Source organism: Mesorhizobium sp. CA8 (assembly GCF_020164955.1).
In the GTDB taxonomy this organism is placed as follows: Bacteria; Pseudomonadota; Alphaproteobacteria; order Rhizobiales; family Rhizobiaceae; genus Mesorhizobium.
Map to the genome: position 1 here is coordinate 68,139 of NZ_JAIUHG010000015.1, position 26,676 is coordinate 94,814.

28 protein-coding genes and 1 tRNA gene are annotated in these 26,676 nt (G+C 65.3%); 20 read left to right on the top strand and 9 right to left on the bottom strand.

Annotated elements, in window-relative coordinates; all coding sequences use genetic code 11:
• Positions 1-60 precede the first annotated feature (60 nt).
• The 6 genes from LB553_RS17635 (at position 61) to LB553_RS17660 (ending at position 5,706) form a co-directional block, all read left to right on the top strand.
• Positions 61-1,932 (top strand): ABC transporter ATP-binding protein, encoded by a 1,872-nt coding sequence (locus LB553_RS17635; protein WP_224515241.1) that lies wholly within the window; start codon positions 61-63, stop codon positions 1,930-1,932.
• Entirely contained in the window at positions 1,929-2,750 is an 822-nt protein-coding gene (dapB, locus tag LB553_RS17640) for a 4-hydroxy-tetrahydrodipicolinate reductase (protein ID WP_224515242.1), read from the top strand. Before LB553_RS17635 ends, dapB begins: the two co-directional genes overlap by 4 nt.
• A 36-nt stretch (positions 2,751-2,786) precedes the next feature.
• Positions 2,787-3,407: a 2,3-bisphosphoglycerate-dependent phosphoglycerate mutase gene (locus LB553_RS17645; RefSeq protein ID WP_224515243.1), complete on the top strand. Its 621-nt coding sequence runs from the start codon at positions 2,787-2,789 to the stop codon at positions 3,405-3,407.
• 80 nt (positions 3,408-3,487) lie between these two features.
• Positions 3,488-3,572: transfer RNA gene (locus LB553_RS17650), tRNA-Leu, on the top strand.
• Between the two features lie 155 nt (positions 3,573-3,727).
• On the top strand, positions 3,728-5,401 hold the full coding sequence (locus LB553_RS17655) for an FAD-dependent oxidoreductase (protein ID WP_224515244.1): 1,674 nt from the start codon (positions 3,728-3,730) through the stop codon (positions 5,399-5,401).
• On the top strand, positions 5,401-5,706 hold the full coding sequence (locus tag LB553_RS17660; protein ID WP_224515245.1) for a UBP-type zinc finger domain-containing protein: 306 nt from the start codon (positions 5,401-5,403) through the stop codon (positions 5,704-5,706). The genes LB553_RS17655 and LB553_RS17660 overlap by 1 nt, the downstream gene beginning before the upstream one ends.
• Before the next feature lie 34 nt (positions 5,707-5,740).
• Here LB553_RS17660 and LB553_RS17665 read toward each other — a convergent pair whose 3' ends face one another.
• The 3 genes from LB553_RS17665 to LB553_RS17675 form a co-directional block, all read right to left on the bottom strand.
• Positions 5,741-5,923 carry a hypothetical protein gene (locus tag LB553_RS17665; RefSeq protein ID WP_224515246.1) on the bottom strand — a complete coding sequence of 61 codons (183 nt, stop codon included), beginning with the start codon at positions 5,921-5,923 and terminating at the stop codon, positions 5,741-5,743.
• A gap of 322 nt (positions 5,924-6,245) precedes the next feature.
• Positions 6,246-7,052 (bottom strand): aspartate/glutamate racemase family protein, encoded by an 807-nt coding sequence (locus LB553_RS17670; RefSeq protein WP_224515247.1) that lies wholly within the window; start codon positions 7,050-7,052, stop codon positions 6,246-6,248.
• 41 nt (positions 7,053-7,093) lie between these two features.
• On the bottom strand, positions 7,094-8,335 hold the full coding sequence (locus LB553_RS17675; RefSeq protein ID WP_224515248.1) for a D-amino acid dehydrogenase: 1,242 nt from the start codon (positions 8,333-8,335) through the stop codon (positions 7,094-7,096).
• A gap of 248 nt (positions 8,336-8,583) precedes the next feature.
• Here LB553_RS17675 and LB553_RS17680 point away from each other — a divergent pair, with 248 nt between their 5' ends.
• On the top strand, positions 8,584-8,871 hold the full coding sequence (locus LB553_RS17680) for a GIY-YIG nuclease family protein (RefSeq protein ID WP_224515249.1): 288 nt from the start codon (positions 8,584-8,586) through the stop codon (positions 8,869-8,871).
• A gap of 304 nt (positions 8,872-9,175) precedes the next feature.
• Here the strand turns inward: LB553_RS17680 and LB553_RS17685 are convergent, their stop codons facing one another.
• The 3 genes from LB553_RS17685 to LB553_RS17695 all read right to left on the bottom strand — a co-directional run bounded on the left by LB553_RS17685 (position 9,176) and on the right by LB553_RS17695 (position 12,377).
• The gene (locus tag LB553_RS17685) at positions 9,176-10,342 is read right to left on the bottom strand and encodes a cystathionine gamma-synthase (RefSeq protein ID WP_224515250.1); all 1,167 of its coding nucleotides are present in this window, start codon (positions 10,340-10,342) and stop codon (positions 9,176-9,178) included.
• Positions 10,339-11,775 (bottom strand): pyridoxal-phosphate dependent enzyme, encoded by a 1,437-nt coding sequence (locus tag LB553_RS17690; protein ID WP_224515251.1) that lies wholly within the window; start codon positions 11,773-11,775, stop codon positions 10,339-10,341. The genes LB553_RS17685 and LB553_RS17690 overlap by 4 nt, the downstream gene beginning before the upstream one ends.
• 203 nt (positions 11,776-11,978) lie before the next feature.
• Positions 11,979-12,377 (bottom strand): RidA family protein, encoded by a 399-nt coding sequence (locus tag LB553_RS17695; RefSeq protein ID WP_224515253.1) that lies wholly within the window; start codon positions 12,375-12,377, stop codon positions 11,979-11,981.
• Between the two features lie 171 nt (positions 12,378-12,548).
• On the opposite strand from LB553_RS17695, the gene LB553_RS17700 reads away from it, so the two are divergent.
• Positions 12,549-12,878 carry a hypothetical protein gene (locus LB553_RS17700; protein WP_224515255.1) on the top strand — a complete coding sequence of 110 codons (330 nt, stop codon included), beginning with the start codon at positions 12,549-12,551 and terminating at the stop codon, positions 12,876-12,878.
• Positions 12,875-13,522, top strand: a complete 648-nt coding sequence (locus tag LB553_RS17705) for a cysteine hydrolase (protein WP_224515256.1) — start codon at positions 12,875-12,877, stop codon at positions 13,520-13,522. The genes LB553_RS17700 and LB553_RS17705 overlap by 4 nt, the downstream gene beginning before the upstream one ends.
• A 93-nt stretch (positions 13,523-13,615) precedes the next feature.
• Here LB553_RS17705 and LB553_RS17710 read toward each other — a convergent pair whose 3' ends face one another.
• Entirely contained in the window at positions 13,616-13,969 is a 354-nt protein-coding gene (locus LB553_RS17710; RefSeq protein ID WP_224515258.1) for a winged helix-turn-helix transcriptional regulator, read from the bottom strand.
• 111 nt (positions 13,970-14,080) lie between these two features.
• Between LB553_RS17710 and LB553_RS17715 the strand changes: the two genes are divergently transcribed.
• Positions 14,081-14,851 (top strand): type 1 glutamine amidotransferase domain-containing protein, encoded by a 771-nt coding sequence (locus tag LB553_RS17715; protein WP_224515260.1) that lies wholly within the window; start codon positions 14,081-14,083, stop codon positions 14,849-14,851.
• 96 nt (positions 14,852-14,947) lie between these two features.
• Here the strand turns inward: LB553_RS17715 and LB553_RS17720 are convergent, their stop codons facing one another.
• Positions 14,948-16,288 (bottom strand): FAD/NAD(P)-binding protein, encoded by a 1,341-nt coding sequence (locus LB553_RS17720; RefSeq protein WP_224515262.1) that lies wholly within the window; start codon positions 16,286-16,288, stop codon positions 14,948-14,950.
• 692 nt (positions 16,289-16,980) lie between these two features.
• Between LB553_RS17720 and tauA the strand changes: the two genes are divergently transcribed.
• The 8 genes from tauA (at position 16,981) to LB553_RS17760 (ending at position 24,043) form a co-directional block, all read left to right on the top strand.
• Positions 16,981-17,994 carry a taurine ABC transporter substrate-binding protein gene (tauA, locus tag LB553_RS17725; protein WP_224515264.1) on the top strand — a complete coding sequence of 338 codons (1,014 nt, stop codon included), beginning with the start codon at positions 16,981-16,983 and terminating at the stop codon, positions 17,992-17,994.
• 232 nt (positions 17,995-18,226) lie between these two features.
• Positions 18,227-19,000 (top strand): taurine ABC transporter ATP-binding protein, encoded by a 774-nt coding sequence (locus tag LB553_RS17730; protein ID WP_224515267.1) that lies wholly within the window; start codon positions 18,227-18,229, stop codon positions 18,998-19,000.
• Positions 18,997-19,857, top strand: coding sequence for an ABC transporter permease subunit (locus LB553_RS17735; RefSeq protein WP_224515269.1), 861 nt, complete (start codon positions 18,997-18,999; stop codon positions 19,855-19,857). The genes LB553_RS17730 and LB553_RS17735 overlap by 4 nt, the downstream gene beginning before the upstream one ends.
• A gap of 23 nt (positions 19,858-19,880) precedes the next feature.
• Complete coding sequence (locus LB553_RS17740; protein ID WP_224515271.1) at positions 19,881-20,081, top strand: hypothetical protein; 201 nt, start codon at positions 19,881-19,883, stop codon at positions 20,079-20,081.
• Between the two features lie 182 nt (positions 20,082-20,263).
• The gene (locus LB553_RS17745; RefSeq protein WP_224515273.1) at positions 20,264-21,229 is read left to right on the top strand and encodes a sulfonate ABC transporter substrate-binding protein; all 966 of its coding nucleotides are present in this window, start codon (positions 20,264-20,266) and stop codon (positions 21,227-21,229) included.
• 74 nt (positions 21,230-21,303) lie between these two features.
• Complete coding sequence (gene ssuD / locus LB553_RS17750) at positions 21,304-22,461, top strand: FMNH2-dependent alkanesulfonate monooxygenase (protein WP_224515275.1); 1,158 nt, start codon at positions 21,304-21,306, stop codon at positions 22,459-22,461.
• Positions 22,458-23,237 (top strand): ABC transporter permease subunit, encoded by a 780-nt coding sequence (locus LB553_RS17755; protein WP_224515277.1) that lies wholly within the window; start codon positions 22,458-22,460, stop codon positions 23,235-23,237. Before ssuD ends, LB553_RS17755 begins: the two co-directional genes overlap by 4 nt.
• 8 nt (positions 23,238-23,245) lie before the next feature.
• The gene (locus LB553_RS17760; protein ID WP_224515279.1) at positions 23,246-24,043 is read left to right on the top strand and encodes an ABC transporter ATP-binding protein; all 798 of its coding nucleotides are present in this window, start codon (positions 23,246-23,248) and stop codon (positions 24,041-24,043) included.
• A 47-nt stretch (positions 24,044-24,090) separates the two neighbouring features.
• On the opposite strand, the gene LB553_RS17765 is transcribed toward LB553_RS17760, so the two are convergent.
• Positions 24,091-24,276, bottom strand: coding sequence for a hypothetical protein (locus tag LB553_RS17765; protein ID WP_224515281.1), 186 nt, complete (start codon positions 24,274-24,276; stop codon positions 24,091-24,093).
• Between the two features lie 309 nt (positions 24,277-24,585).
• Between LB553_RS17765 and LB553_RS17770 the strand changes: the two genes are divergently transcribed.
• A complete protein-coding gene (locus LB553_RS17770) occupies positions 24,586-24,948 on the top strand; it encodes a septal ring lytic transglycosylase RlpA family protein (RefSeq protein WP_224515283.1) in 363 nt (120 codons plus the stop codon).
• 347 nt (positions 24,949-25,295) lie between these two features.
• Complete coding sequence (locus tag LB553_RS17775) at positions 25,296-26,573, top strand: polyhydroxyalkanoate depolymerase (RefSeq protein WP_224515285.1); 1,278 nt, start codon at positions 25,296-25,298, stop codon at positions 26,571-26,573.
• Positions 26,574-26,676: the final 103 nt, after the last annotated feature.

The window sequence follows — 26,676 nt, forward strand, 5'->3', positions numbered from 1 at the left end:
TAAGAGGATGCCGGAAATGCGGCCCATCCGACACGCGGAAAACCACGAAGCGCCCCTGATTTGACTGTTCAAACTTCCCTTAAACTGAAAGTTCAGCCCGCCGAGGTCAGCGCGGTGCTGCGCCGCATCCTGGCCGAAAACGGCAGGGAATACCGCTGGACCTATGTCGTCGCCGTCGCCTGCCTGCTGATCGTCTCCGGCACCACCGCCTTCACGGCGTGGATCATGGCCCCGATGATCAACCAGATCTTCTACGAACGGCGCAGCGACATGATCGTCTGGATCTGCGCCGGTTTCATGGGCGCCTCCCTGCTGCGCGGCTTCGCCGGCTACGGCCAGGCCGTGGCGCTGGCCAGAATCGGCAACAATCTGGTCGCCCGCTATCAGAAGCGCAGCTTCGACCATCTGATGAAGCTCGGCGTCCACTTCTTCAACGAGACCCGTTCCGGCCGGCTGGCGGCGCAGGTCAACGAGAATGTCGGCGGCATTCGCGACCTGCTGTCGCTGACGCTGACCTCCATCAGCCGCGACGCGGTCTCGCTGGTCGCGCTTGTCGGCGTGATGATCTACCAGGACCCGGTGTTGTCGCTCAGCTCGCTGCTGATCGGGCCGCCGCTTATCTGGGCCGTCGTCTACATCACCCGCCGGCTGCGGCGGATCAACCGGGAATCGGTGCTGATCAACTCGCGGCTGAACGGGTCGGTGCAGGAGGCCACGCAAGGCATCGCCATCGTCAAGGCCTTCACCCTGGAGGACGAGCTGGCGCGCCGCATCGGCATCATGGCCGACGCCGCCGAGCAGCGTAACAACAAGATCGCCCGCGTCGCGGAGCGGCTGTCGCCGATTTCCGAGATTCTGGGCGGCCTCGCCATTACCGCCGTGCTGGCCTATTCCGGCTATCGGGCGCTGGTGCTCGGACAACCGCCGGGCGCGGTGTTCTCCTTCATCACCGCGCTGATCATGGCCTACGACCCGGCAAGGCGCCTGGCGCGCACGCAGGTCGGCATGGAACGCGCGCTGGTCAATGCGCGCATGATCTACGAGCTGCTCGATCTCGAGCCGAAGCAGAGCGACGCCCCCGATGCGGTCGAGGCGAAGGTCACCACCGGCGAGGTGCGCTTCAACAATGTGACATTCGGCTACAGCGCCGACACGCCGGTGTTGCGGGATCTGAGCTTTACCGCGGCGGCCGGCAAGGTCACGGCCATCGTCGGCGCCTCGGGTGCCGGCAAGTCGACGATAGTGGCGCTGCTGCAGCGCTTCTACGACGTCGACAAGGGCTCGATCGAGGTCGACGGCCAGGATATCGCCAAGGTCACCAAGCATTCGCTGCGCCAATCGATCGCCTATGTGGCGCAGGCGCCTTATCTCTTCGAGGGCACGATCCGCGACAATATCCGCTACGGCCGGCTGTCGGCCACCGACGCCGAGATCGAGCAGGCTGCGAAACAGGCGGCCGCCGACGAGTTCATCCGCCAGCAGCCGCAAGGCTACGACACGCCGGTCGGCGAAGGCGGCTCGACGCTTTCCGGCGGCCAGCGCCAGCGCGTGTCGATTGCGCGCGCCATCGTGCGCCACGCGCCGATCCTTTTGCTCGACGAGGCGACCTCGGCGCTCGACAACGAGGCCGAGGCGCGCGTCCAGGAAGCGCTGACCCATGTGATGGAGGGGCGCACGACGATCGTGATCGCGCACCGGCTTTCGACCGTGGTCAATGCCGACCACATCATCGTGCTGGAAGAGGGGCGGCTGGTCGAGGAAGGCACGCACGCCTCGCTGATGGCGGACCCGCACAGCATCTATGCCCGCTTCCACCGGATCCAGGGCAAGAAAGGCTTGGGGCTTGTCGACGACGTCAAGGCAAGCCAGACTTCGGCCCAAACTCCCGCACCGCGCAGCCGCGCGAAGAAAACCGTCAGGAGAAGCGCATGAGTGAAGCCGGCGATATGGGCCTGGTGGTGGTGGGCGCCGCCGGCCGCATGGGCCAGACGCTGATCCGCGCCATCCACTCCATGCCCGGCGCGCGCGTCGCCGCCGCGATCGAGCGGCCAGACTCGGGCCATCTCGGCAAGGATGCCGGCGAGCTTGCCGGCATCGGCATCATCAACGTGCCGATCGTCGACGACCCGCTGCCGGCCTTCGCCAAGGCCGACGGTGTGCTCGATTTCACCGCTCCGAGCGCGAGCGTCGAATTCGCCGGCTATACCGCGCAGGCGCGCATCGTCCATGTCATCGGCACCACCGGCTGCTCGGCCGAGGACAATGCGAAGATCGCCGCCGCCGCGCGCCATGCGACGATCGTCAAATCCGGCAATATGAGCCTCGGCGTCAATCTTTTGGCCGTGCTGGTCGAGCAGGCGGCGAAGGCGCTCGACCCTGAGGATTTCGACATCGAGATCCTGGAAATGCACCATCGCCACAAGGTGGACGCGCCGTCCGGCACGGCGCTGCTGCTCGGCGAGGCGGCGGCGAAGGGGCGCGGCATCGACCTTGCCGAGAACAGCGTGCGGGTGCGCGACGGCCATACCGGCGTGCGCAAGGCCGGCTCGATCGGCTTCGCGACGCTGCGCGGCGGCTCCGTCGTCGGCGACCACAGCGTGATCCTTGCCGGCACCGGTGAGCGCATCACGCTGTCCCACCATGCCGAGGACCGGGCCATCTTCGCCCGCGGCGCCGTCAAGGCTGCGCTTTGGGCGCGCGGCAAAAAACCCGGGCTTTATTCCATGCGGCACGTGCTCGGCTTGAGCTGAGGCGTCTCTCTTCCGCAAAATCTCGAAGGAGCAAACATGTCGGGAACTCTCGTGCTCGTGCGCCACGGCCAGAGCGAATGGAACCTGAAGAACCTGTTCACCGGCTGGCGCGACGTCGACCTGACCGACCAGGGCACCGCCGAGGCGCTCGCGGCCGGCGAGAAGCTCAAGGCGCGCGGCCTGAAATTCGACATCGCCTACACGTCTGCCTTGAAGCGGGCGCAGAAGACCTGCCAGCACATTCTCGACATCGTCGGCCAGAGCGAGCTCAAGACGATCCGCGACCAGGCGCTGAACGAGCGCGACTATGGCGATCTCTCCGGCCTCAACAAGGACGACGCGCGCAAGAAGTGGGGCGAGGAGCAGGTGCATATCTGGCGCCGCTCCTACGACATCGCGCCGCCCGGCGGCGAAAGCCTGAAGGACACCGGCGCGCGCGTGTGGCCCTATTACCTGCACGAGGTGCAGCCGCATGTACTGCGCGGCGAGACGGTACTGGTCGCCGCGCACGGCAATTCGCTGCGCGCGCTGATCATGGCGCTGGACGGCAAGTCAGGCGATGAGATCGTCAAGCTCGAGCTCGGCACCGGCGTGCCGGTGATCTACAAGCTCCACGCCGATTCCACCGTTGCAAAGAAAGAAGTGCTGGAGGGGTGAGGCAAGCCGGCTCAGGCAATGCGGTCTCGAAAAAAGCGCGTTGACACATATCGCTTGCCCGCTTACATGAGCGCCCACCAGCCCAGATGGCGGAATTGGTAGACGCGCACGGTTCAGGTCCGTGTTCCGCAAGGAGTGGAGGTTCGAGTCCTCTTCTGGGCACCATCTCATCCCGACTGCCAACGGGATAGCTTGTGAGATTCACGGCATTCACAATTACCCCTGGCCTCTGAGTTGCAGGCCGTGGGCCAACCTCCCTTCCGGCCAGCCCCCCAACAAACCGCTTCAAACACATCGCCCCTGACGCTACGGTCCGTCTCATGGCCCCTTCCGTCAGCCCGACCATCGCCGCGCGCCGCGACCAAATGTTTCCGATCCTCACCGACGCAGACATCGAGCGCATGCGCCGGTTCGGCGAGCCACGTGCCTATGCCGCCGGCGATCGCATCGTGACCGCCGGCACGGTTTCGCCAGGCGTGATCCTCATCCTGTCGGGCAAGGTCGACATCACCGAGGCCGGCGGGCTTGGCCCGCGCGAGGCGATCATCACCTACGGCCCCGGCAACTTTGTCGGCGAGCTGGCGCAGTTGTCGAACCGGCCGTCGCTGGTCAATGCCGAGGCGAACGGACCGGTCGAGGCGATCGTCATCCCCTCGCAGCGGCTGCGCGACCTGATGGTGCAGGAGGCCAATCTCGGCGAGCGCGTCATGCGCGCGCTGATCCTGCGCCGTGTCGGCCTGCTCGAAAGCGGCGTCAGCGGGCCGGTCGTGATCGGCCCGCCGGGCAATGGCGACGTGCTGCGGCTGCAGGGTTTCCTGCGGCGCAGCGGACTTCCCCATCGTGCTCTCGATTCCGACACCGACCCTTGCGCGAAAACGCTGATCGAGCGCTTTCACGTCGACCCGCACCACTTGCCGATCGTGCTCTGTCCGAACGGCAAGCTGATGCACAATCCGGGCGAGACCGAGCTTGCCCGCTGTGTCGGCCTGCTGCGGCCGATCGACGCCGATAAGGTCTATGACGTGGCGATCGTCGGCGCCGGGCCGGCGGGGCTGGCGGCCGCGGTCTATGCCGCCTCGGAAGGGCTGTCGACCATCGTGCTCGATTGCCGCGCCTTCGGCGGGCAGGCGGGCGCCTCGGCGCGGATCGAAAACTATCTCGGCTTCCCGACTGGTATCACCGGCATGGCGCTGATGGCGCGCGCCTACAACCAGGCGCAGAAATTCGGCGTCGAGATGGTCATCCCCGACGAGGCGAAGCTGCTCGACGACGCCGGCGACGGCGCCCGCTACCAGCTTGCCATCGGCGACGGCCAGAGCGTGCGCTCACGCGCGGTGGTGATCGCCAGCGGCGCGCGCTACCGCCGCCTTGACATCGCGAACCTCGCGCAATTCGAGGGAACCTCAGTGCATTACTGGGCTTCGCCGATCGAGGCGCGGCTTTGCCAAGAGCAGGAGGTGGCGCTGGTCGGCGCAGGCAATTCGGCGGGACAGGCGGCCGTCTATCTGGCGAGCCAGGTGCGCAAGGTGACGCTGCTGGCGCGCCGCGACAGCCTCGACGCCACCATGTCGCGCTATCTGGTCGAGCGCATCGCGGCGCAGCCCAACATCGAGGTGCTGACGGAGACCGAGATCGCGGCGCTGGAGGGCCAAGACGGCAATCTGGAAGCGCTGCGCTGGCGCAACCGGACGACCGGCGAAGAGACGACGCGCGCCATCCGCCACCTCTTCCTGTTCATCGGTGCCGACCCGAACACCGACTGGCTGGCGAATTGCAACGTGGCGCTGGACGCCAAGGGTTTCGTGCGCACCGGGCCGGACGTGGCGCCGGGCCGCGGCCTGATGGAGACCAGCCGCAGCGGCGTGTTCGCCATCGGCGACGTGCGCTGCGGCTCGACCAAGCGTGTCGCGGCCGCCGTCGGCGAGGGCGCGCAGGTGGTGGCGGCGCTCCATGGCTATCTGGCGCAAAATGCCGAACCGGCGAGGAGACCGTGATGGACGAATGCAGGCACACCAAGGACATCAAAAAGGTCACGCCGAGCGCGCTGGGCTGCGAGGAATGCCTGAAGAGCGGCTCCTGGTGCGTGCATCTCAGGCTCTGCCGCACCTGCGGCCATGTCGGCTGCTGCGACGACTCGCCCAACCGCCACGCGACAAAGCATTTTCATGCCACGCGGCATCCGATCATCGAGGGCTACGACCCGCCGGAAGGCTGGGGCTGGTGCTTCGTCGACGAGGTGTTCATCGACCTCGAAGGCGATACGACGACGCAGAACGGGCCGATCCCGAAGTTTGTTTGACGGCGCCGGGCAAGCCGGCGGCCAAGCGTCCGGTTTAACGCACCGAGCTCGTCACGGTCGGATCGACGGCGTCGGGAACGGATTTTCGCTCATTGCCGGCGACGAGACCGATGAGGAGGAGGCTGAGCACAACCGGCACAAACAGGATAGCGACGCGCGCCTGCACGTAAAAGATAGCACGCCATTCATTTCGCTTTTCGGGGCTGTCGTTCATCATGCTCGCTCTGTCTTTGCCTCCCGGGGGAGGGACATAGAGAGGAAGCGTTAAACATCTCCTTCCGATTCGGTTAACACGGCGATCTGCGTTAATCGCAAAAGGGCAGCGCTCCCCCTCTCCGTCCGCTGCGCGGCCACCTCTCCCCCACTTTGTGGGGGCAAGGAAACGCCAATCGCCTAGGCAGCGCCCTTCGCAAGGGTTCCTCGCCCCCGCCAAAGGCGGGGGAGAGGTGGCTCGGCGAAGCCGAGACGGAGAGGGGAGCGCCCTATGCGATTGGATGCCGGATGCGCTTCCGATCGGCCCGAAAGTCCGCCTCCGCCGATCAAACGGCAGGCAGCGCGAAAAGCCTCCCACCCGCCGGCACGATGTCGTCGATGCCGGCAAGGCGCAGGCAATGCCAGGCCATGGCGTGGTTGGAGGAGGTGACCGGAATGCCGATGCGCCGCTCCAGCTCGGCGACCGCTTCCGCTACGCGCAGGCTGGTGCAGGAGATGAAGATCGCGTCCACCCCCGGCACGGCGGCCATGCGCTCTGCCGCCGACTCAATCGAGGCGAGCGAGATGCGGGCAGCCTCGCGGTCGTCGCGCCGGTCGAAAGTGGCGACGGCTGATATGTCGAGGCCGCGGCCGGTGAAATAGCGGAGCAGGCCCTGGTTGATCTCGGGTGCATAAGGGGTCAGCAGGCCGATGCCCCTGGCGCCGAGCGCCTTGAAGGCGGCCAAAGCGCCGGTGACCGGCGTGGTGCAGGCGACGCCCGGCCGCGCCTTGCGGATCTCGGCGAAGACGGCTTCCTCGCCGAGCGTCATGGTGGCCGAGGTGCAGCCGAAGCCTACGACGTCGAGCGGGATGCTGGGCAGGATCAGATCGACGGTCGGCGTGATGCGCGGGCCGATGGCGCGCAAAGTATCGGGCGTAATGTCGTTGTCGTTGAACAGGCGCGCCTCGTAGAAGGCGACGCCCGGAATGCGGATCAGCGCGCGGAACTCGTGCTCCAGCGTCTGGTCGGTGGCAAGGATCGCCAAGCCGATCGCCGCGCGCGAGGCGAGGCCGCCGTCGATCTCCGACGGAAGGACGCCCAAATCGATCGGCCCTGGCGATTGCGGGCGGGTAGCGGCCGCGCTGACAGACATGGCATTCCCTTTCCTGCTCGATCCCCTCCGGGATCATGCTCTCAGTTCAAAATTCCGTCCATCGAGATCGCCGGCTTGCGGCCGGCGATCAGGTCGGCGGTAATGCGGGCCGAGCCATGCGACATGGTCCAGCCGATATGGCCGTGCCCGGTGTTGAGATAGAGATTGCTGAGGCGGCGCCGGCCAAATTCAGGCAGATTGTTGGGCGTCATCGGCCGCAGGCCCGCCCACATCTCGGCGCGGTCGTAGTCGGCGCCTTCGGGATAGAGCTCCTCGGTCACCCCTTTCATGAAGGCGAAATCGGCCGGTTTGTGGCTGGTATCGTAACCGGCGAACTCGGCCGTAGCGGTGACGCGCAGCCGGTCGCCGAAGCGCGACACGGCGACCAGATTGTGCTCGTCGATCGCGGCGATGGTCGGCGGCCGCGGCTGGTTGCCGATCGGAATGGTCAGCGAATAGCCCTTGATCGGATAGATCGGCAAGCTGATGCCGACGGTGCTCGCGACCAGCGGGCTGTAGGAGCCGAGCGCCAGCACATAGGCGTCGCCCTTGACGCTTCCCTTGTCGGTCAGCACCCGGGCGACATCGTCGCCGGACGTCTCGATGCCGGTGATGGTCGTGCCGGTGCGGATCTCGCCGCCGCGCGCGGCCACTTTTGCCGCCAGCGCGCGGGTGAATTTCGCCGGATCGCCGGTCTCGTCGGTCGGACAATGGATGCCGCCGGCGATTTTTTCCTTGGCGGAAGCCAGCGCCGGATCGAGGGCGACGATGGCGTCGCGGTCGAGCACCTTGATCAGCTGGCCGTCGGATTCCAGCAGCTTCATATGCTCGACGCCTTTGTCGAGCGCCTGCTGGCTGCGATAGAAATAGAGGATGCCGCGATCGTTGCGGTCATAGTCTATCGCCTCGTCGGCGACGACCTCGTGCAGCACGGATTGCGAATAGACGGCGAGCCGATGCTTAAGCAGCGTGTTGCGCCTGGCCTTTTCGGCCGTGCATTCCATCAGGAACAGCCATGACCAGCTGTAGAGCCGCGGATCGGCCGAAAGCTTGAAGCGCAGCGCCTGGTCTTTCAGCACCAGTGATTTCAACAGGATCATCGGCGCCCTGGGCGAGGACCAGACGAAGGAATGCCCCGGCGCGATCATGCCGGCATTGCCCCAGCTGGTTTCGGCGGCGACTTCGGCGCGCCGCTCGAGGATGACGACCTCGTGCCCGTCCTTCTGCAGCTGATAGGCCGTGGTGACACCGACCACGCCGCCACCCAACACGATCACGCGCATGGCGCCTCCGGAGATCGCAAGTTGGGGCAGTTTAGAGGGTGGATGGCGGCGCGCAATGGCACACATACCGAGAGGTCAGCGGGACAGCGCCCCTCGTAGTCAGGGCGATGCAAATGGCGCTTCGTCATTCTAGGGCGGAGCAAGGAGCGAAGCGACGCGCGCAGACCCTAGAATCCATGCCATGACATTGGCCATAGAATGCAACGGTCCGGAATAGCGGCTGGCAATGGCGCCAGATAGGTCGCGACATGACAGGTTACGTCTACATGACCGCAAGCCAGAAGGGCGGCACGATCTATATCGGTGTCACCAATGACCTTGCGCGTCGCATGCCTGAGCACAACAATGGCCAAGGTTCCAGCTTCACCAGCCGTTACGGTGTGCAGCGTCTCGTCTGGTACGAGGAATATTTCGACATCGCTGATGCCATCCAGCGTGAGACGTCACTGAAACGCTGGCCTCGCCGATGGAAGGTCGAGCTGATAGAGAATGCCAACCCGGAATGGTTCGAGCTGTTTCGCGGGATCGGCTGGTGAGCGTTCTGAACCGTGGTAGCTCTCAACCGTCACGGCATGGATTCTAGGGTCTTCGCGCGTCGCTTCGCTCCTTGCTCCGCCCTAGAATGACGAAGGACAGGTTGGCGAGACAACACCCCCTCTGCCCTGCCGGGCATCTCCCCTGCAAGGGGGGAGATTAGCAGCTCCGCCGGCGGCGCCTTTCCTGCAACGTCGATGATTCGCGAAAGCGGTCGCGACATCCAATCTCCCCCCTTGCGGGGGAGATGGCCAGCAGGCCAGAGGGGGGTGTGACGGAACTCGACGACTGCCCCCAAGACCTCACCTACCCCAGTGCCTGCTCCAGATCCGCGATCAGATCATCGCCGTCCTCGATCCCACACGACAGCCGCACCAGGGAATCCGATATCCCGATCGCACCGCGCTTTTCCGCTGGGATCGAGCCATGCGTCATCAGCGCCGGGTGCTCGATCAGGCTTTCGACGCCGCCCAGGCTTTCGGCCAAAGTGAAGAGCTGCGTACGTTCGAGGAAGCGTTTTGTTCCCGTCAGGTCGCGGTCGAGGTCGACCGAGATCATGCCGCCGAAGGCGTGCATTTGCTGGACGGCGATGGAATGCTGCGGGTGGCTGGCGAGGCCGGGATAGATGACCCGGCGGACATCTCTTCGCGTTTCCAGCCATTGCGCTATTTTCAGGCCGTTGGCCGAATGACGCTCCATCCTGAGCGCCAGGGTTTTTATACCGCGCAGCGCCAGAAAACTGTCGAACGGGCCGGAAATGGCGCCGATGGCGTTCTGCAGAAATTTCAGCTGGGCGGCGAGGTCCTTGTTGTCGCCGACGACCGCCACGCCGCCGACCATGTCGGAATGGCCGTTGAGATATTTCGTCGTCGAATGCACGACGATGTCGATGCCGAGCTCCAGCGGGCGCTGGATATAGGGGCTGCAGAAGGTGTTGTCGGCGACGGTGAGCAGCCCCTTGCGTTTGGCCAGGGCGGCGACCGCTTCGAGATCGACGATGCGCAGCAGCGGGTTGGTCGGCGTCTCGACCCAGAGCAGTTTTGTTTCCGGGCGGATCGCAGCCTCGACCGCGGCGAGGTCGGTGAAGTCGGCAAAACTCACCTGGAGGCCTGCCGAGCGCTTGCGCACCCGCTCCATCAGGCGGAACGAGCCGCCATAGATGTCGTCGGTGGCGACGATATGGGCGCCGGCATCGAGGAGCTCGAGCACCGTGCCGATCGCCGCCAGGCCGGAGGCGAAGGCGAAAGCAGCCGAGCCGCTCTCGAGGTCTGCCACCGCGCGCTCGAAGGCAAAGCGCGTCGGGTTCTGGCTGCGGGCGTACTCAAAACCCTTGTGCACGCCGGGCGACTGCTGGCGGTAGGTGGAGGTGGCATAGATCGGCACCATCACGGCGCCGGTCAGCGGATCGTGGCTCTGGCCGCCATGGATGGCGCGGGTGGAAAAGGCCAGGCGGTTCTTGCCGTTCGAAGTCATCTTGCGCGGCGCCTCAGATGGTTGATCAGGTCGATACGAGTTATCAGGCCGATGAACTCTTCGCCATCGAAGACGATGGCGACCTCGTTGCGGTCGAAGACAGGCAGCAGCGCGTCCAGCGTCTGATTGGCCTGCAGCGTGTGCAGGTTCGACGTCATGGCCGTGCGCACCGGCGCGTTGAAACGGTCCCAGCGGCCGTCATAGGGTCCGTCGACCTTGGCTAAAATATCGCTCTCGTCGACTATGCCGACCAGCCTGCCTTCGTCCAGCACCGGCAGCTGCGAGACGTCGGAACGGCGCATGCGGCCATAGGCGTTGAGCAGGCTTTCCTCCGGGCCGACGGTCACGATGTCGCCGGTGCGCGGCGAGCGCATGACCAGGTCGCGCAGATCGCCATGCTGTTCCTGGTCGGCAAGGCCCTGCTCGGCCAGCCAGATATCGTCGAAGACTTTCGAAAGATATTTGTTGCCGCTGTCGCAGACGAAAGTGACGACGCGCTTGGGCACCGTCTGCTCGCGGCAATAGCGAAGTGCCGCCGACAGCAGCGTGCCCGAGGACGAGCCGGCCAGGATGCCTTCCCTGGACAACAGATCGCGCACCGCAAGCATGCTTTGCTTGTCAGGAATGGAGTAGGCCTTTTTCACCAGAGAGAGATCGGCATTGGGCGGCACGAAATCCTCGCCGATGCCTTCGACGGTCCAGCTGCCGGCCTCTTCCATCTTGCCGGTCTTGATCAGCGGCGCCAGCACCGAGCCGACCGGATCGGCCAGCACCATCTCGGTCTTCGGCGAGTGTTTCGTAAAAAAGCGGCCGAGGCCGGTGAGCGTGCCGCCGGAGCCGACGCCGACCACTACAGCGTCGACATCGCCTTCGAGCTGCGAAAAGATCTCCGGGCCGGTCGTCGTCTCATGCGCCAACGGGTTGGCCGGGTTGGCGAACTGGTTGGCATAGAAGGCGCCGGGCAGCTCGGCGGCGATCTTCTCGGCCATGTCCTGGTAATATTCGGGATGGCCCTTGCCGACATCGGAGCGGGTCATGCGCACCTCGGCGCCCAGCGCGCGCAGATGCTGGATCTTCTCGCGCGACATCTTGTCGGGCACAACGAGGATGATGCGGTAGCCTTTCGGGATGCCGACCTGGGCGAGGCCGAGGCCGGTGTTGCCGGCCGTGGCCTCGACGATGGTGCCGCCGCGCCTCAACTTGCCCGCCTTCTCGGCGGCGGCAATCATCGACAGCGCGATGCGGTCTTTGATCGAGCCGCCCGGATTCTGGCTTTCGAGCTTGATGAACAGGCGGCACTTGCCGGTGTCGAATTTGGTCAGCTCGACGATCGGCGTCTGGCCGATCAGGTCGAGCACCGAAGCGTAAGGCGGACGAAGTCTCGACAGGCTGATGTGCGCGCCCTTCGGCGCCGCTTTTGTCTGCTCGCTCATCTTGAGTGCTCCATCGAAGCAGTTCGAGGCGGATGTCGGCAATCTCGCGCGGGAAGCCGCGGGAATCCATTCCGGTTTCGCGGATCGCGCGCCCTGTCTTTTCCAGCCCTTTTCATCAGGAAAGAAGATAGATCGTGCCAATCCGGCGGCGAGTGGAGGAATGGAATTTCACGGACGCGTCGTCTGTCCCCTCAAGCGGGAAACTACGCAACCGCCGCCTGGCCCTCGATCTCGATCAGGAAGTCCGGATTGCCGAAGCCCACAACGCGCAGCACCTTCATGATGGGCGGCGGAGCACGGTTGGCCCAGAACGCCATCCAGGCGCCAAAGCCCGGAGCGATATCCTGGTCGCCAGCGACATAGACCGACAGGCTGACGAGATTCTCCAGCTTTGCTCCGCCAGCTTCCAGCACCTTGGCCAGATTGGCCAGCGCCTGCGTCGTCTGCGCCGCGAGATCGCCCTTGCCGACGATGTTGCCCTCGCCATCGACGCCGTTCTGCCCTCCGACCAACACGATGCGTGCGGAAGCAGGCAGCGACACGCCTTGCGAATAGGCGGGGTTGCTGTGCATGCCTCGCGGGTTCAACCTTTCGATGGTCACTCTCGTTCCTCCATGCCGGCAATGACCGGCCGCCTTCGCCTCAAATCAAGCGACACAGAGGACCAGCTCAAGGGGCTGTTCAACGCACCATATCGTTCGTTGCCGATGCCGATTCCATCATGCTAGCCGAATGAAGCGCGGGGGCGGACAGCAAGTGCCAAGGAGCGGCCGATGAAGATTCTTGCTTATGACAATTTCAAGGCCGGCGTCACGCTCGACGATCTCAGGCCCTATCTGCGCGACGAGGTCTCGAATGTATGGCGGCTGTGGAAGCAAGGCATCGTGCGCGAGAACTATGCGCGCGCCGATGTCGGCGGCGTCATCATCGTCTTCGAGCTCGACAGCATCGAGCAGGCCATGCGCTATACCGATGATTTCCCGCTCTCCAAGGCCGGGCTGCTGGAATGGCATTTCATCGCTTTCGACGCGCCGCTGCCGCTGGAATTCCTGTTCGACCCGACCGTCGACATCGCCAAACCCTGGGATCGGACGGCGGCATGATCTGCTCCGGCGAAGGCATCGAGATTCCGCAGCGCCTGGCCGAATGGTGCGATCCGCGCCGCATGGCGCTGGTCGTCTACGACATGCAGGTCGGCATCTGCCGCCAGGTCGAAGGCGCTGCGGCGATCGTCGAACGCACCGGCACGGCATTGGAAGCGGCGCGCTCGGCAGGCATGCGGGTAGCATTCACGCGTCATTTGTCGCTGCCGAAAAAATGGATGGGCGCCACGCAGCTGCGCACCGCCATGGCCTGGCAGCGGTGCGATAGCCCCGACGCGGTCCAGCCATGGTTCCCGCGCGACGCTGAGGCGACGCGGATCGTGCCGGAACTCGCCCCGCGCGCGGACGAGGCGGTGTTCGACAAGCTGACCCTCTCGGCCTTCGATTCCACGCCGCTCGGCTTTGCGCTGCGTGACTGCGGCGTCCGTGCGGTGGCGCTCGCCGGGATCGCCATGGAGATCGGCATCGAGCCGACGGCGCGCCAGGCGACCGACAACGGCTTCGTCGCCGTGGTGATCGAGGACGCCTGCGGCTTCGGCAATGGCGAAGCGCGCGACCGCTCGATGGCGACGCTGCGCTTTGTTGGCGAAGCCGTCGTCACCGACGTCGCGGGCTTTCGCGGCGCGCTTGCCGATGCTGTTTGATTTAGGGCTAGAGCTTTGTTTTACGCAATTGCGGACAGAAAGCTACGGCGAAGCCGCCGAGCCCAACCGCTGCGCACTTTTCCCGGAATTGCTTTAGGCCGCGGCTTCGATGTCGGTGCGGAAGCGCACGCCCTCCGCGCGGCCATGCAGGATGCCCCAATCGTAGAGCGCCTGCAGCGCCGCGGCGAGGTCACGGCCGCGCTCGGTCAGCGCGTAGCGCGCCTTGCCATCCGGCGAGGTTTCGAGCGTGACGAAGCCGATCTCGACAAGATCGGCCAGGCGCTGCGTCAGCATCTTGTCGGAAAGCGCAGGGATCAGCCGGCGCAGTTCGGAATAGCGCAGCGGTCCTTGCTTGATCCGCGCAATGATCACCGTCTTCCATTTGCCGCCGAGCGCGTCGAGCGCGAACTCGACCGGGCAGCCATAGAGTCTACCGCGTTGTGTCATGCGCCGATCCTAGGCAAGGGCCGCGCGCGGCAAAAGCGGAATTTACCCCGCCATGTGGCCAGATTGCCGTGCCTGGCTTTGTCGGCGACGACTTCATAAAGGGAGAGCAAAATGAGTGTTCGGGACCCCAATCCGGTCAATGCACGAAAGCCGAAGCGGGTGGCGATCGTGATCGCCAGTCCGTCCGTCTCGACCATAACGGGGTGGCCGGTCGGCTTCTGGTGGAGCGAGCTCACCCATCCCTGGTTCGCTTTCACCGAGCGCGGCTACGAGGTCGAAATTTTTTCGCCCGATGGCGGCAAATGCGAAGCCGACGCGCTGAGCGATCCGCGCGATCCGTCGGGCTATTCGGAAACCGATCTCATCTCGCTGGGTTTCATTTCGAACCCAAAGCTCCAAGCGATGGTCGACAACACGCGGCCGGTGGCCGAGATCGATGTCGCTCGCTTCGACGCCATCGTCGTCGCCGGCGGCCAGTCGCCGATGTTCACCTATGAGGGCGCGACCGGTCTCCAGCAGACCTTCGTCGCCTTCCACGAGGCCGGCAAGGTGGCCGCCGCGCTCTGCCACGGCACCGCCATCCTGCGCTATGCCAGGCGCGCCGACGGATCGCTGCTTGCCGCGGGCAAGACGGTGACCGGCTTTGCCAATGCCGAGGAGGATTTTGCCGACAACGCCACCTGGGCGATGGGGGCACTCGAACGCGGCAAGCATTTGATGCCGTGGCGGATCGAGGACGAGCTCAAGGCGATCGGCGCCAATTATATCCAGGCCGGGTTGTGGCGCGGCTTTGCCGTGCGCGACGGCAACCTCGTCACCGGGCAGCAGAATTTTTCCGGCGCCGAAACCGCGCGCGTCGTCTGTGAGGCGCTGGGCGGCTAGAGTTTTTTGTTTTTACGCAATTGTGGACGGAAGGCTACGGCGAAGTCGCCGAGCCCAGCCGCTACGCACCTTTCCTGGAATTGCTCCAGCTCTGCCTTATCCCAGCAACTGCTTGCTCAGCTTCGCGCACTGCACGCGGATGTCGGGAATGGCGTCGATCTCGAAGAAGGTGCCGCGCGTCAGCGGGCCGACGGCGAGCAGCTTCGACGACACCGTGCCGTCGGCCGCGATCAGCTCGCATTTCGCGGTGACATCGAGGCCGAGGCGCAGCGGGTCGGGCCGCGCCAGGCCGCGCTCGATCAGCGAGCGCACGACACCGTTGGACGTCCTCGAACTATCGCGGGCGATGCCCATGCAATCATAGAGGCGGGTGACCTCCAAGGTCTCGACATCCTGCGTGCCGCGCGGCTGGATCTTCACGACGAAGCCATCGTTCGGTTCTATCTCCACCACCCTGCCGGCGACGAGGCGGATGCGGCCTGAGCTGACCGCTTCGGTGACGCGCGCGTAGACTTCCGGCGCCATGCGGTGGCGGTGGATGTCCCACCAGGCCTTGGTGTGCTCGACGAAGCGGCGTTTGGCCGAGGACGGCCAGTTCTGCCAGATCGTCTGGTTGAAGGGTCTGAGACCATCGACGACGTCGCGCCAGTCGCCGCCCGCCTTCTGGGTCTCGCGGATCAGATTGCGGAACCAGCCGACGAAATAGGAAAGCTGGGTGCCGAGCGGGATATCGGCGATATCGAGCTTGATCGGGTTGCCCTTGCGATGCGGCGAGGGCAGCAGGCCGCGCCGCGACACCGCGACGATGGCGCCGCGATGGCCGCGTTGTTCGAGCGACAGGAAAGCGTCGACCATGCTCAAGCCCGTGCCGAGCAGCAGGACGGCGGCTTGCGGATCGAGCGCGGTATCGGCCTCCGTCCCCATGCGGATGGCATGGCCCTGGAAGGCGCCGGGCTGCTCGTCATGGCCGGTGGCCAAAACGGCGAGATGCGCCACGACGCTGGTGCCGTTGGCGAGCGCGACCTCGACACCCGACGGTGTCGGCGAGATCGACAGGCTCTCCTCGCGGATCAGCCTGAGACGCCCGGTCTCGCGCTCGCGCTCCTCGAGGCTCTCGAGCACGTCCTGCAGATAGCGGGCGTAAAGGCTGCGCGGCGCATAGAACGGCCCCTGGTCCGGCTTGGCGAGACCACGCTTCAGGACCCAGCGCGCGAAATGGGTCGGGTCGTCGGCATAAGCGCTCATGCCGGAGGCGTTGACGTTGAGCACATGCGCCGAAAGCAGCGTCGAATAGGCCATGCCCTGGCCGAAATGCGGCCGCTTCTCGATCAGAGTGACGCGCAGGTCCGGATTGGGCGACTTCAACAGATGCGCGGCCAGCACGACGCCGCTGGCGCCGCCGCCGACAATGATGATGGAATTGGCGCGTCCAACCATGACTGCTACCCGAAACGTGACGGAGCGATCAGTGGGCGGCGAACGCCGCGGGCGGCCTCGGCTGCAGGCCGCGAACGATCGCCGGAACGGTCTTCAGAGGGTCGCGCATCGTTCTCTCACTCCCAATGTTGATAAGATTACTATACTAAGCAGCCCGGGCACGAAACCGCAGTTCCAATTGCCGCGCCATTTGCGGCATGGATTTGCCGAGATGGGATGATGAGCGGATTTTTCGTTCGACTGGCATCCGGCGGCCTACTACATCTTCGTCATTCTAGGGCGGAGCGACGCGAAGCGGAGCGTAGACCCTGGAATCCATGACGTTACCTTCGCGAGAGATGCAGCGGTTGAGAATGGAACTCCGTCGAACCTGTCTGAAAAGATAGTTCTGCACCGCCGCATCGCTCCTGTGTCACGGCATGGATTCTAGGGTCTGCGCGCGTCGCTTCGCTCCTTGCTCCGCCCTAGAGTGACGACCTGAGGGACGGCTCCGCCAATCCCAAGGGCGACCGAAGGTGCAGCAGGCGTCCTCCCCCGCTATCCGCGACCGTCCTTTTGCGCCCATTCCGTCGGTACCCGGTGACACTTTTCCAACAATGCGCCCTTCGTTGGAAGGATGTAACTCTACAAACTAAATAGAATTAGCAGACGATAGAAAGGCAATCCAGTTTCAGGGGTTATGGAGCCTTTCAATGTCAATCCTTTCACGACGCGTTCTGCTTTTCTCGTCGGCGGCGCTTGCCACCGCCACCTTGCTCGGTCCGGCCAGCGCCGAGGATTTCAAGATCACCATCGGCTACCAGACGGTGGTCGAGCCTTCGAAGGTGCCGCAGGCCAACGGCGCCTATGAAAAGGCGACCAAGGCCGCGATCGACTGGCGCAAGTTCGATTCCGGTGCCGACGTGATCGCCGCGATCGCCTCCGGCTCGGTCGATATCGGCTATGTCGGCTCGAGCCCGCTGGCCGCGGCCGCCAGCCGCGAATTACCGATTGAGACCATCTTCGTCGTCGGCCTGATCGGCCCGTCGGAAGCGCTGGTTGCCCGCAACGGCTCAGGCATCGAGAAGGTCGCCGACCTCGCCGGCAAGAAGGTCGCCGTGCCGTTCGTCTCGACCACGCATTACAGCCTGCTCGCGGCGCTGAAGCATGAAGGCGTCCACCCGAAGTCGGTGCAAATCCTGAATCTGAGGCCGCCGGAGATCGCCGCCGCCTTCGCGCGCGGCGACATCGACGCAGCCTATGTCTGGGATCCGGCCCTCGGCCAGGTCAAGACGTCCGGCAAGGTGGTGCTGGACTCCTCGCAGGTGGCCGCCTGGGGCGCGCCGACCTTCGATGCGTGGATCGTGCGCAGCGATTTTGCCGAAAAGCACCCCGAGGCCGTGAGCGATTTCGTCAAGGTGACCGGCAAGGCCTATGCGCAGTTCCTCGCCAAGCCGAAGGCGTGGTCGGTGTCTTCGCCGGAGGCCGGCAAGATCGCCAAGCTCACCGGCGCCAAGCTGGAGGAGGTGCCGGAACTGCTCAAGGGCTATGTCTTCCCGTCGCTCGAAGAGCAGGCTTCGGACAAGTTCCTCGGCGGCGCAACCGTCAAGGCCGTCGCGGCGACGTCGGCCTTCCTCAAGGAGCAGGGCAAGGTCGATGCCGTGCTGCCCGACTATTCGAAATATGTGACGGCGAAATATGCCAGCGAGGCGCTCGCCTCGAATTGAGCTTTCTCCATGCAATTCCCGGAGGGATGACCGCCTTTCCGGGGATTGTCCGAAGCGCGGCGCCTTCTTCCCTGGCCTTGCGCTTGCCTGTCCCGAAACCGCTTACGAGGCGCGGCTTCGGGGCAGGCGCCCTTTCTCGTTTAACGCAATTCCGGACGCAAGCTACGGCGAAGCCGCCGGGCCCAAGCGTTTCACACTTCCTGGAATTGCTTGGCAGCAGAGGCAGAACCCAATGCCGCATCTTACCCTCGATAAGGTCAGCGTCCATTATAACGGCCAGCCGGCACCGGCGGTCGAGCGCGTTTCGCTCGACGTCGGCAAGGGCGATTTCGTCGTGCTGGTCGGCCGTTCCGGCTGCGGCAAGACCTCGCTGCTCAACGTCGCCGCCGGCCTGGTCGAGCCCGCGGCTGGTCTGGCCACGGTTGGCGGCCGGCCGATCACCGGGCCCGGGCCGAACCGCGCCGTGGTGTTCCAGAACGATGCTTTGTTCCCCTGGCTGACGGCGCGGGAAAACGTCGCCTTCGCGCTCAGGCTGCGCGGTGTGTCGGCCGACAAGCGGGCGCGCCGCGCCGACGAATTGCTGTCGCTGGTCAAGCTCGGCGATGCCGGCGACAAGCGCGTCTGGGAGCTTTCCGGCGGCATGCGCCAGCGCGTCGGCCTTGCCCGCGCTTTGGCCGCCGAACCCGAATTCCTGCTGCTCGACGAGCCGCTCGGCGCGCTCGACGCGCTGACGCGCGAGCGCATGCAGACGACGCTGATCGATCTGTGGGCCGCAAGCAAGGTCGGCGTGCTGATGGTGACGCACGGTATCGAGGAGGCGCTGGTGCTGGCCACCCGGATCGTCGTGCTGGCGCCGGCACCGGGGCACGTCGTGCGGAGTTTCGAAACCTGTTTCGGCCGCCGCTACGCGGCCGGCAAGCCGATCCGCGCGATCAAGGCGGATCCGGCCTTTGCCGCGGCACGTGCGGAGTTGACCGATGCGATCTTCGAGGGAGAAGCTGCATGAGCGTCGACGCCTATAGCGAACGCGCGAAAGCTAAGGCCGGCGAGACCGAGGGATTTTCGGTACCATGGTCGCGGCCGCGGCCGAAACGGACGGCCGTTTCAGCCAGGCTCGTCAGCGCGATCACCATCCTCGTGCTGCTCGCCGCCTGGACGGTGTCGGCCTCGCTGCAGCTGGTGCCGCCGGTTTTCCTGCCCTCGCCGGCGGCTGTCTGGGCCAAGTTCGTCATCGTCGCCCGCGACGGTTTCATCGACGCGACGCTGCTCCAGCACGTCGTCGCGTCACTCTGGCGCGTGTTCGCGGCGCTGATCGCCGCGATCCTCGTCGGCGTCCCGGTCGGCCTCGCCATCGGCATCAGCCGGGTCGGGCGCGGCGTGTTCGATCCGCTGCTCGAATTCCTGCGGCCGATCCCGCCGCTCGCCTATCTGCCGCTGATCATCATCTGGTTCGGCATCGGCGAGCCGTCGAAGATCCTGGTGATCGCCATCGCCATGCTCGCGCCGGTCGCGCTGTCGACCGCCGCCGGCGTGCGGGGTGTTTCGCGCGAGCGCGTCGACGCGGCGCGATCGCTCGGCGCCACCCGAGCCCAGGTCATCCGCCATGTGATTCTGCCCAGCGCGCTGCCTTCGATCCTCACCGGCCTGCGCATCGCGCTCGGCGCCGGCTGGTCAACGCTGGTGGCGGCCGAGCTGGTGGCGGCGACGCGCGGGCTCGGCTTCATGATCCAGTCGGCGGCCCAGTTCCTGGTCACCGACGTGGTGGTGATGGGCATTCTGGTGATCGCGATTATCGCCTTTGCCCTGGAATTCGTCATCCGCCGGATCGAGCGGGTCCTGGTGCCCTGGGCGGGGCGGGAATGAACGCAAGCGAAAGGAGAAAGACGATGACCCATTCCACCGCAGTGCTGTTCGCGCATGTCGGCACATGGCTGTTGCGTCTGCCGCCGAGCGAAAAGCGCCTGGAAGACAAGCGGCCGCAGGACGAGCCGAAATCGCCGACCCCGGTGCTGTTTGCCGGCGAACGCGACCGCCTGCCGCCGCGCGACGAGAGCTTCTACTGGGCCTGGCAGTACTGGTCGCAATGACAGGCCGCAGCGGCGTTCCCTGTTCCAGGCGGACCGGCGCGTGGCGGCGGAGCCGGTTGTGGAAAAACGATTCCAGCTTGCGCCGCGAACTCGCAAGATCATTCCTCTACTAACTTTATAGAGTTACCTAACCTGACCTCATTCCAAACGGCCCCACAGCCGGGCCATCGAAGGAGAGGATCATGTTCAATCTGACGAGACGCGCTTTCGGCCTGCTGGCAGCGGCGGCCCTTGCCGCATCTTTTGGGACGACATCTTTCGGCGCCGCGGCGCCGGACCTCAAGGCGTTCAACATCGGCTACCAGAAGGCCGGCCTGCCGGTGATCGCCCGGCAGCAGCAGATCATCGAAAAGGCATTGGCCGACAAGGGTGTGGCGGTGAAATGGGTCGAGTTCACCGCCGGCCCGCCACTGGTGGAAGCCTTGAATGTCGGGGCCATCGATGTCGGCTGGACTGGCGACGCGCCGCCGATCTTCGGCCAGTCGGCCGGCGCCAACATCGTCTATGCGGCGGCGCTGCCCTCCAATGGCGACGGCGAAGCGATCTTCGTCAAGCCGACCTCGCCGACCCAGTCGCTGGCCGATCTCAAGGGCAAGCGCATCGGCGTCGGCAAGGGCACCAGCGCGCATAATCTCCTGGTCGCGGCGCTGGAGAAGACGGGCATCTCCTTCGACCAGGTCACGCCGGTCTATCTCAGCCCGGCGGACGCGGCCGCCGCTTTCGCCAGCGACCAGATCGACGCCTGGGCGGTGTGGGATCCGTTCTTCGCCATCGCCGAGACCCGCTACCAGCCACGCGTGCTTGCCCGCTCCAGCGACGTGCTCAAGGTCAACACCTATTTCCTCGCCAACAAGGATTTCGCCAAGGCGCATCCGGATTTCGTCTCGACGACGATCGCCGCGCTTGGCGACGCGGCGAAATGGGCCGACCAGAACCGCGACAAGGTGGCTGAGGCGCTGCATGAGGTGACCGGCGTGCCGCTCGATGCGCAGACCATCGCCGCCAACCGCTCCAAATTCGGCATCTACCCGATCACCGACGAGATCGTCGCCGGCCAGCAGGCGACGGCCGACCGCTTCTTCAAGCTTGGGCTGATCCCGAAAGCCGTGCGCATATCCGACGCCGTCTGGACCGCGCCGGGCAACTGAGCCCTGTCACCGCGCCGGGCGGCGAACGCCAGGCGCCGCCTTTGTTTTCGTCCGTCTTCTCCCGGGTATCAGCCATGACCGCATCATCAAGCCCGCTCGATTTCTTCTGGTTCATCCCCACGCATGGCGACGGTTCCTATCTCGGCACCGAGAAGCAGCAGCGTCCGCCCGAATTCGGCTACTTCAAGGAGATCGCGCAGGCGGTCGACAGGCTGGGTTTCCCCGGCGTGCTGTTGCCCACCGGGCAGAACTGCGAGGATTCCTGGATCACCGCCGCCGGCCTTGCGACGCTGACCGAAAGGCTGAAATTCCTTGTCGCGCTGAGGCCCGGCGTGACGCTGCCGACCTTCGCGGCGCGCCAGACCGCGGCGCTCGACCGGCTGAGCAACGGCCGCCTGCTGCTCAATGTCGTGGTCGGCGGCAATCCGACCGAGCTTGCCGGCGACGGCGTGTTCCTGCCGCATGACGAGCGTTATGCGCAGGCGCAGGAATTCCTCACCATCTGGCGCGGCCTGGTGTCCGGCGAGCGGGTGAATTTCGACGGCAGATATTACCGCGTCGAGAACGGCCGCCTCGATCTCTTGCCGCTGCAGGAGCGGCCGCCGCTTTATTTCGGTGGCTCGTCCGACGCCGGCCAGGAGCTCGCGGCCGACCTCGTCGACATGTATCTAACCTGGGGCGAGCTGCCGGCGCAGGTCGCCGGCAAGATCGCCTCGGCGCGCGAGAAGGCGGCGCGGCGCGGCCGCAAACTGCGTTTCGGCATCAGGCTGCATTTCATCGTGCGCGAGACCGAGGACGAGGCCTGGCGCGCCGCCGAGCGGCTGATCAGCCATGTTACCGACGCGCAGATCGAAAACGCGCAGGCGCGTTTCCTCAAGGAGATGGACTCGGTCGGGCAGCGGCGCATGGCCGAACTGCATGGCGGCCGGCGCGACCGGCTCGTCGTCTCGCCGAATCTGTGGGCCGGCGTGGGACTTGTGCGCGGCGGCGCCGGCACGGCGCTGGTCGGCACGCCGGAGCAGATCACTGAGCGCATCGGCGAATACCAGGCGATCGGCATCGACACCATCATCGGCTCCGGCTATCCGCATCTCGAGGAAGCCTACCGCGTCGCCGAACTCCTGTTCCCGCGGCTCGGCCTCGGCACGCAGCGGCAGCGGGCGCACAAGGACATCGCCAACGAATTCACCGTCGGCTTCCACGGCGCCGGCCGACTGCAGGCGGCGTCGTGAGGCTTGCCGCGCGTCTTGCCCACAACGGCGCGGCCGGCTGGCTGCTGCCGGCGGCAATCATCGCCGGCTGGGAAGCCGCCGCGCGCGCCGGCTTGATCCCGGCCAATGTGCTGCCGGCGCCGAGCGCGGTGGCCGAGGCCTTCTGGCGGCTGACGCTGTCGGGCGAACTGATCCGCAACATCGGCGTCTCCACTTTGCGCGCGCTGTCGGGCTTCGCCATCGGCGGCTCGATCGGCTTCGCGCTCGGCCTCGCCAACGGATTGTCGACGCTGAGCCGCGGCCTCACCGACACCACGCTGCAGATGATCCGCAACGTCCCGCATCTGGCGCTGATCCCGCTCGTCATCCTGTGGTTCGGCATCGACGAGGAGGCCAAGCTCTTCCTGGTGGCGCTCGGCGTGTTCTTCCCGATCTATGTCAACACGCTGCTCGGCATCCAGAGCGTCGATCCGCAGCTGGTCGAGATGGGCCGGGTCTACGGGCTCGACCGGCGCGCCTTGTTCTTGCGCGTGATCCTGCCCGGCGCGCTGCCCTCGATCTTCGTCGGCCTGCGCTATGCGCTGGGCATCATGTGGCTGACGCTGATCGTCGCCGAGACGATCTCGGCCAGTTCCGGCCTCGGCTACATGGCCATGCAGGCGCGCGAGTTCCTGCTGATCGATGTCGTGGTGCTGTCGATCCTGATCTATGCGCTGCTCGGCAAGCTCGCCGACAGCCTGGCCCGCCTGCTCGAGCGCCTGTCGCTCGGCTGGCATCCCGCCTTCCAGAAAGGGTGAGAACAAAGATGCCGGCCGCCACCCTGACTGCACGTTCCCTCATCGCGGCGCCCGCGCATGCGCGGGCGATCGGCTCGGTCGGGGGCCGCCGGGCCTTCGCCTTCAAGGAGGTGGGGAAACGTTTCGGTGACAAGATCGTCCTCGACGGCATCAGCCTCGACGTGCGGGCCGGACAATTCCTGGCCGTCATCGGCAAAAGCGGCTGCGGCAAGAGCACGCTGCTTCGGCTGCTGGCCGGGCTCGACCGCCCGAGCAGCGGTTCAGTGACCCTCTCGGACGAGGAAGGTCACAGCCGCACGCGCTTCATGTTCCAGGAACCGCGCTTGCTGCCCTGGACCAGCGTGGTGAAAAATGTCGAGATCGGACTGACCGGCATCGCCGGCGGCACCGAGGCCAGGCAGCGGGCGCTTGCCATGCTGGACGAGGTCGGGCTCGCCGATCGCGCCGGCGAGTGGCCGTCGGTGCTGTCGGGCGGTCAAAAACAGCGCGTGGCGCTTGCCCGCGCGCTGGTCGGCCAGCCGCAGATCCTGGCGCTGGACGAGCCGCTCGGCGCGCTGGACGCGCTGACCCGCATCGAGATGCAGCAGCTTCTGGAGCGCATATGGCTCGACCAGAAGTTCACCGCCGTGCTGGTGACGCATGATGTCGGCGAAGCCGTCGCTTTGGCCGACCGCGTCGTGGTGATCAGCGCCGGCAAGATCGCTTTCGACCTCGACGTGGCGGTGGCACGGCCGCGGCGGCACGGTTCGGCGGAGCTTGCCCGGATCGAAGGCGCCATCCTGGACCAGCTGTTCGGCCGGGTTTGAGCGCGGCGCCGGCGTCGGCCGGCAATTCAAAAATCACATGCGCAAGATCAGATGCGCGAGCGGTTCGCCCAGCGCAGCCCGACCAAGCCGACCAGCAAGGTGACGAGGCCGATATAGAGCCATTGCGCCTGCCCGGTCATGAAGCTGCCCTTGACCAGACCGAGGCCTTGCAGCGACCACAGCACACCCACAGACAGCACAATCAGCGCCAGCACAAATCTGATCAATCGCATCGGATTGACCCTCTTCTAAAGTCGATCCTGAACAGCAACGGGGACGCAACAAAGACGCTGAGGAATCGAAACAGTTCGGTTCCTCTGTAGTGCAAATTCTGCAGACCGATCTTGCCCGGAACGTTCCCGGATGCCGGTCCGATATTCCTTAAGAATACGGCCCTCCGGCTTCAGAAATATCATGACAAACTGTTTCGCGGCGACTCCAAACGTGTGCCGCCGCCATGGAACCGCCAGAACGCTGCCGCATTTCCCGCCTCATTCGGCACCTAGGCGGGGCTATTCGATCAACGGAGCCTCCCCCAAAGCATGAAGAAAACCAACCGGACCGCGCTTGTCGCGGTAACGATCGCGGCTGGCCTGATGGCTGGCGCCTCGTCCGCCTCCTCCGCCGCCGCGCAGTGCGGTCGCGCTTCCTGGTATGCGCTGCATTCCAGAACCGCCTCAGGGGAACGCATGAACCCCTCGGCACTGACCGCCGCCCACCGCTCCCTGCCCTTCGGCACCAAGCTCAGGGTCACCAACAAGAACAACGGCCGCAGCGTGGTCGTGCGCATCAACGATCGCGGTCCGTTCGTGAGGGGACGCATGCTCGATCTGTCCCGCGGCGCCGCCAGCGAGCTCGGCTTCATCGGTTCGGGCCACACCGCAGTCTGTATGGCGCGCGTCTGATCCGGCTCTGAATCGAAAACGGAGCCTGGGCTCGACCGAGCCGCCTCGCGCTTTTTCGGCACCACGCTCTTGCTGTCGCACCACGATCCAAGGCGAGCCTGCGGGTCCCGGATCGTGGCCGGTGTCCGGCATGAGGGGCCGGACACATATCCTTCACACTTCGGCACTGCACACTGAGCCGGCTCCACCGTTCGAGGCTGATTCTCAACAGGTTAAACCAAAGAAGCATTCGTCAGACAAAATGACGTATTGCATCGCAACAATATCTTGCTAACCTCGCCGGGAGACATTCAAGGCTCGGCGCTGTTCGTCGTCCTTTTGGTCGTCGGACGGCAGCGAGGTTCGCGATGTTCTACCAGCTCTACGAACTGAACCATGCGGCGCTGCAGCCGGCCCGTCTCTATGCCGACGCGGTGCGGCTCTTCTACTCCAACCCGCTCAATCCGATTTCCCACACACCCTTCGGCCGCTCGGTGGCTGCGACCGCCGAGCTCTTCGAGCGCACCACCCGGCGCTATGGCAAGCCGCAATTCGGCCTCGACAAGACCGTGGTCGACTGGAAAAACGTCGACGTCACGGAAAAGACGGTCTGGTCGAAGCCCTTCTGCAACCTCATCCGTTTCGAGCGCGCGCTGCCCGCCGGCCGCAAGCCCGACCCGAAGCTTTTGATCGTGGCGCCGATGTCGGGCCATTATGCGACGCTGCTGCGCGGCACGGTCGAGGCGATGCTGCCCCATGCCGACGTGCACATCACCGACTGGGTCGATGCCCGCATGGTGCCGGTCTCGCAAGGCAGCTTCGATCTCGACGACTATATCGACTATGTCATCGACATGTTCCACGCGCTCGGCCCCGACACGCATGTGATGGCCGTGTGCCAGCCTTCCGTTCCAGTGCTGGCGGCGGTCTCGGTGATGGAGAAGCGCGGCGACCCGTTCGTGCCCTCGACCATGACGCTGATGGGCGGTCCGGTCGACACCCGCCGCAATCCGACCGCGGTCAATCTCCTGGCCGAGGAAAAAGGCAGCGACTGGTTCCGCGACAATGTCATCATGCAGGCGCCGTGGCCGGTGCCAGGCTTCGGCCGCGAGGTCTATCCGGGTTTCCTGCAGCTTTCGGGCTTCATGAGCATGAACCTCGATCGCCATATCATCGCCCACAAGGATTTCTTCATGCACCTTGTGAAGCATGACGGTGACAGCGCCGAGAAGCACCGCGACTTCTACGACGAATATCTTGCGGTGATGGACCTGACGGCGGAGTTCTACCTGCAGACGGTCGACACCGTGTTCGTGCGCCACGCTTTGCCGAAAGGCGAGATGACGCATCGCGGCGAGCCGGTCGATCCGAGGGCGATCCGCAACGTCGCGCTTTTGACCATCGAAGGCGAGAACGACGACATTTCCGGACTCGGCCAGACCCAGGCCGCGCATGACCTTTGCGTCAACGTCCCGGCCGACAAAAAAGCGCATTACATGCAGCCGGCCGTCGGCCATTACGGCGTATTCAACGGCTCGCGCTTCCGCTCGGAGATCGTGCCGCGCATCGTCGACTTCACTTCCAGCTATGGCCGCCAGAACCGGGTGGCGACAAAGCCGAAGCTGGTCCGTTCCGCAAAAAGCTGAACGGCGCAACTCCTTCGTTCCGCCGCCGCCCGGCGGCTGGCGGTGTTGCGCCCATGCCTCTGTTGCGAAAGTGTCGCTACGGGATCGTCCAGGTAACCATGCC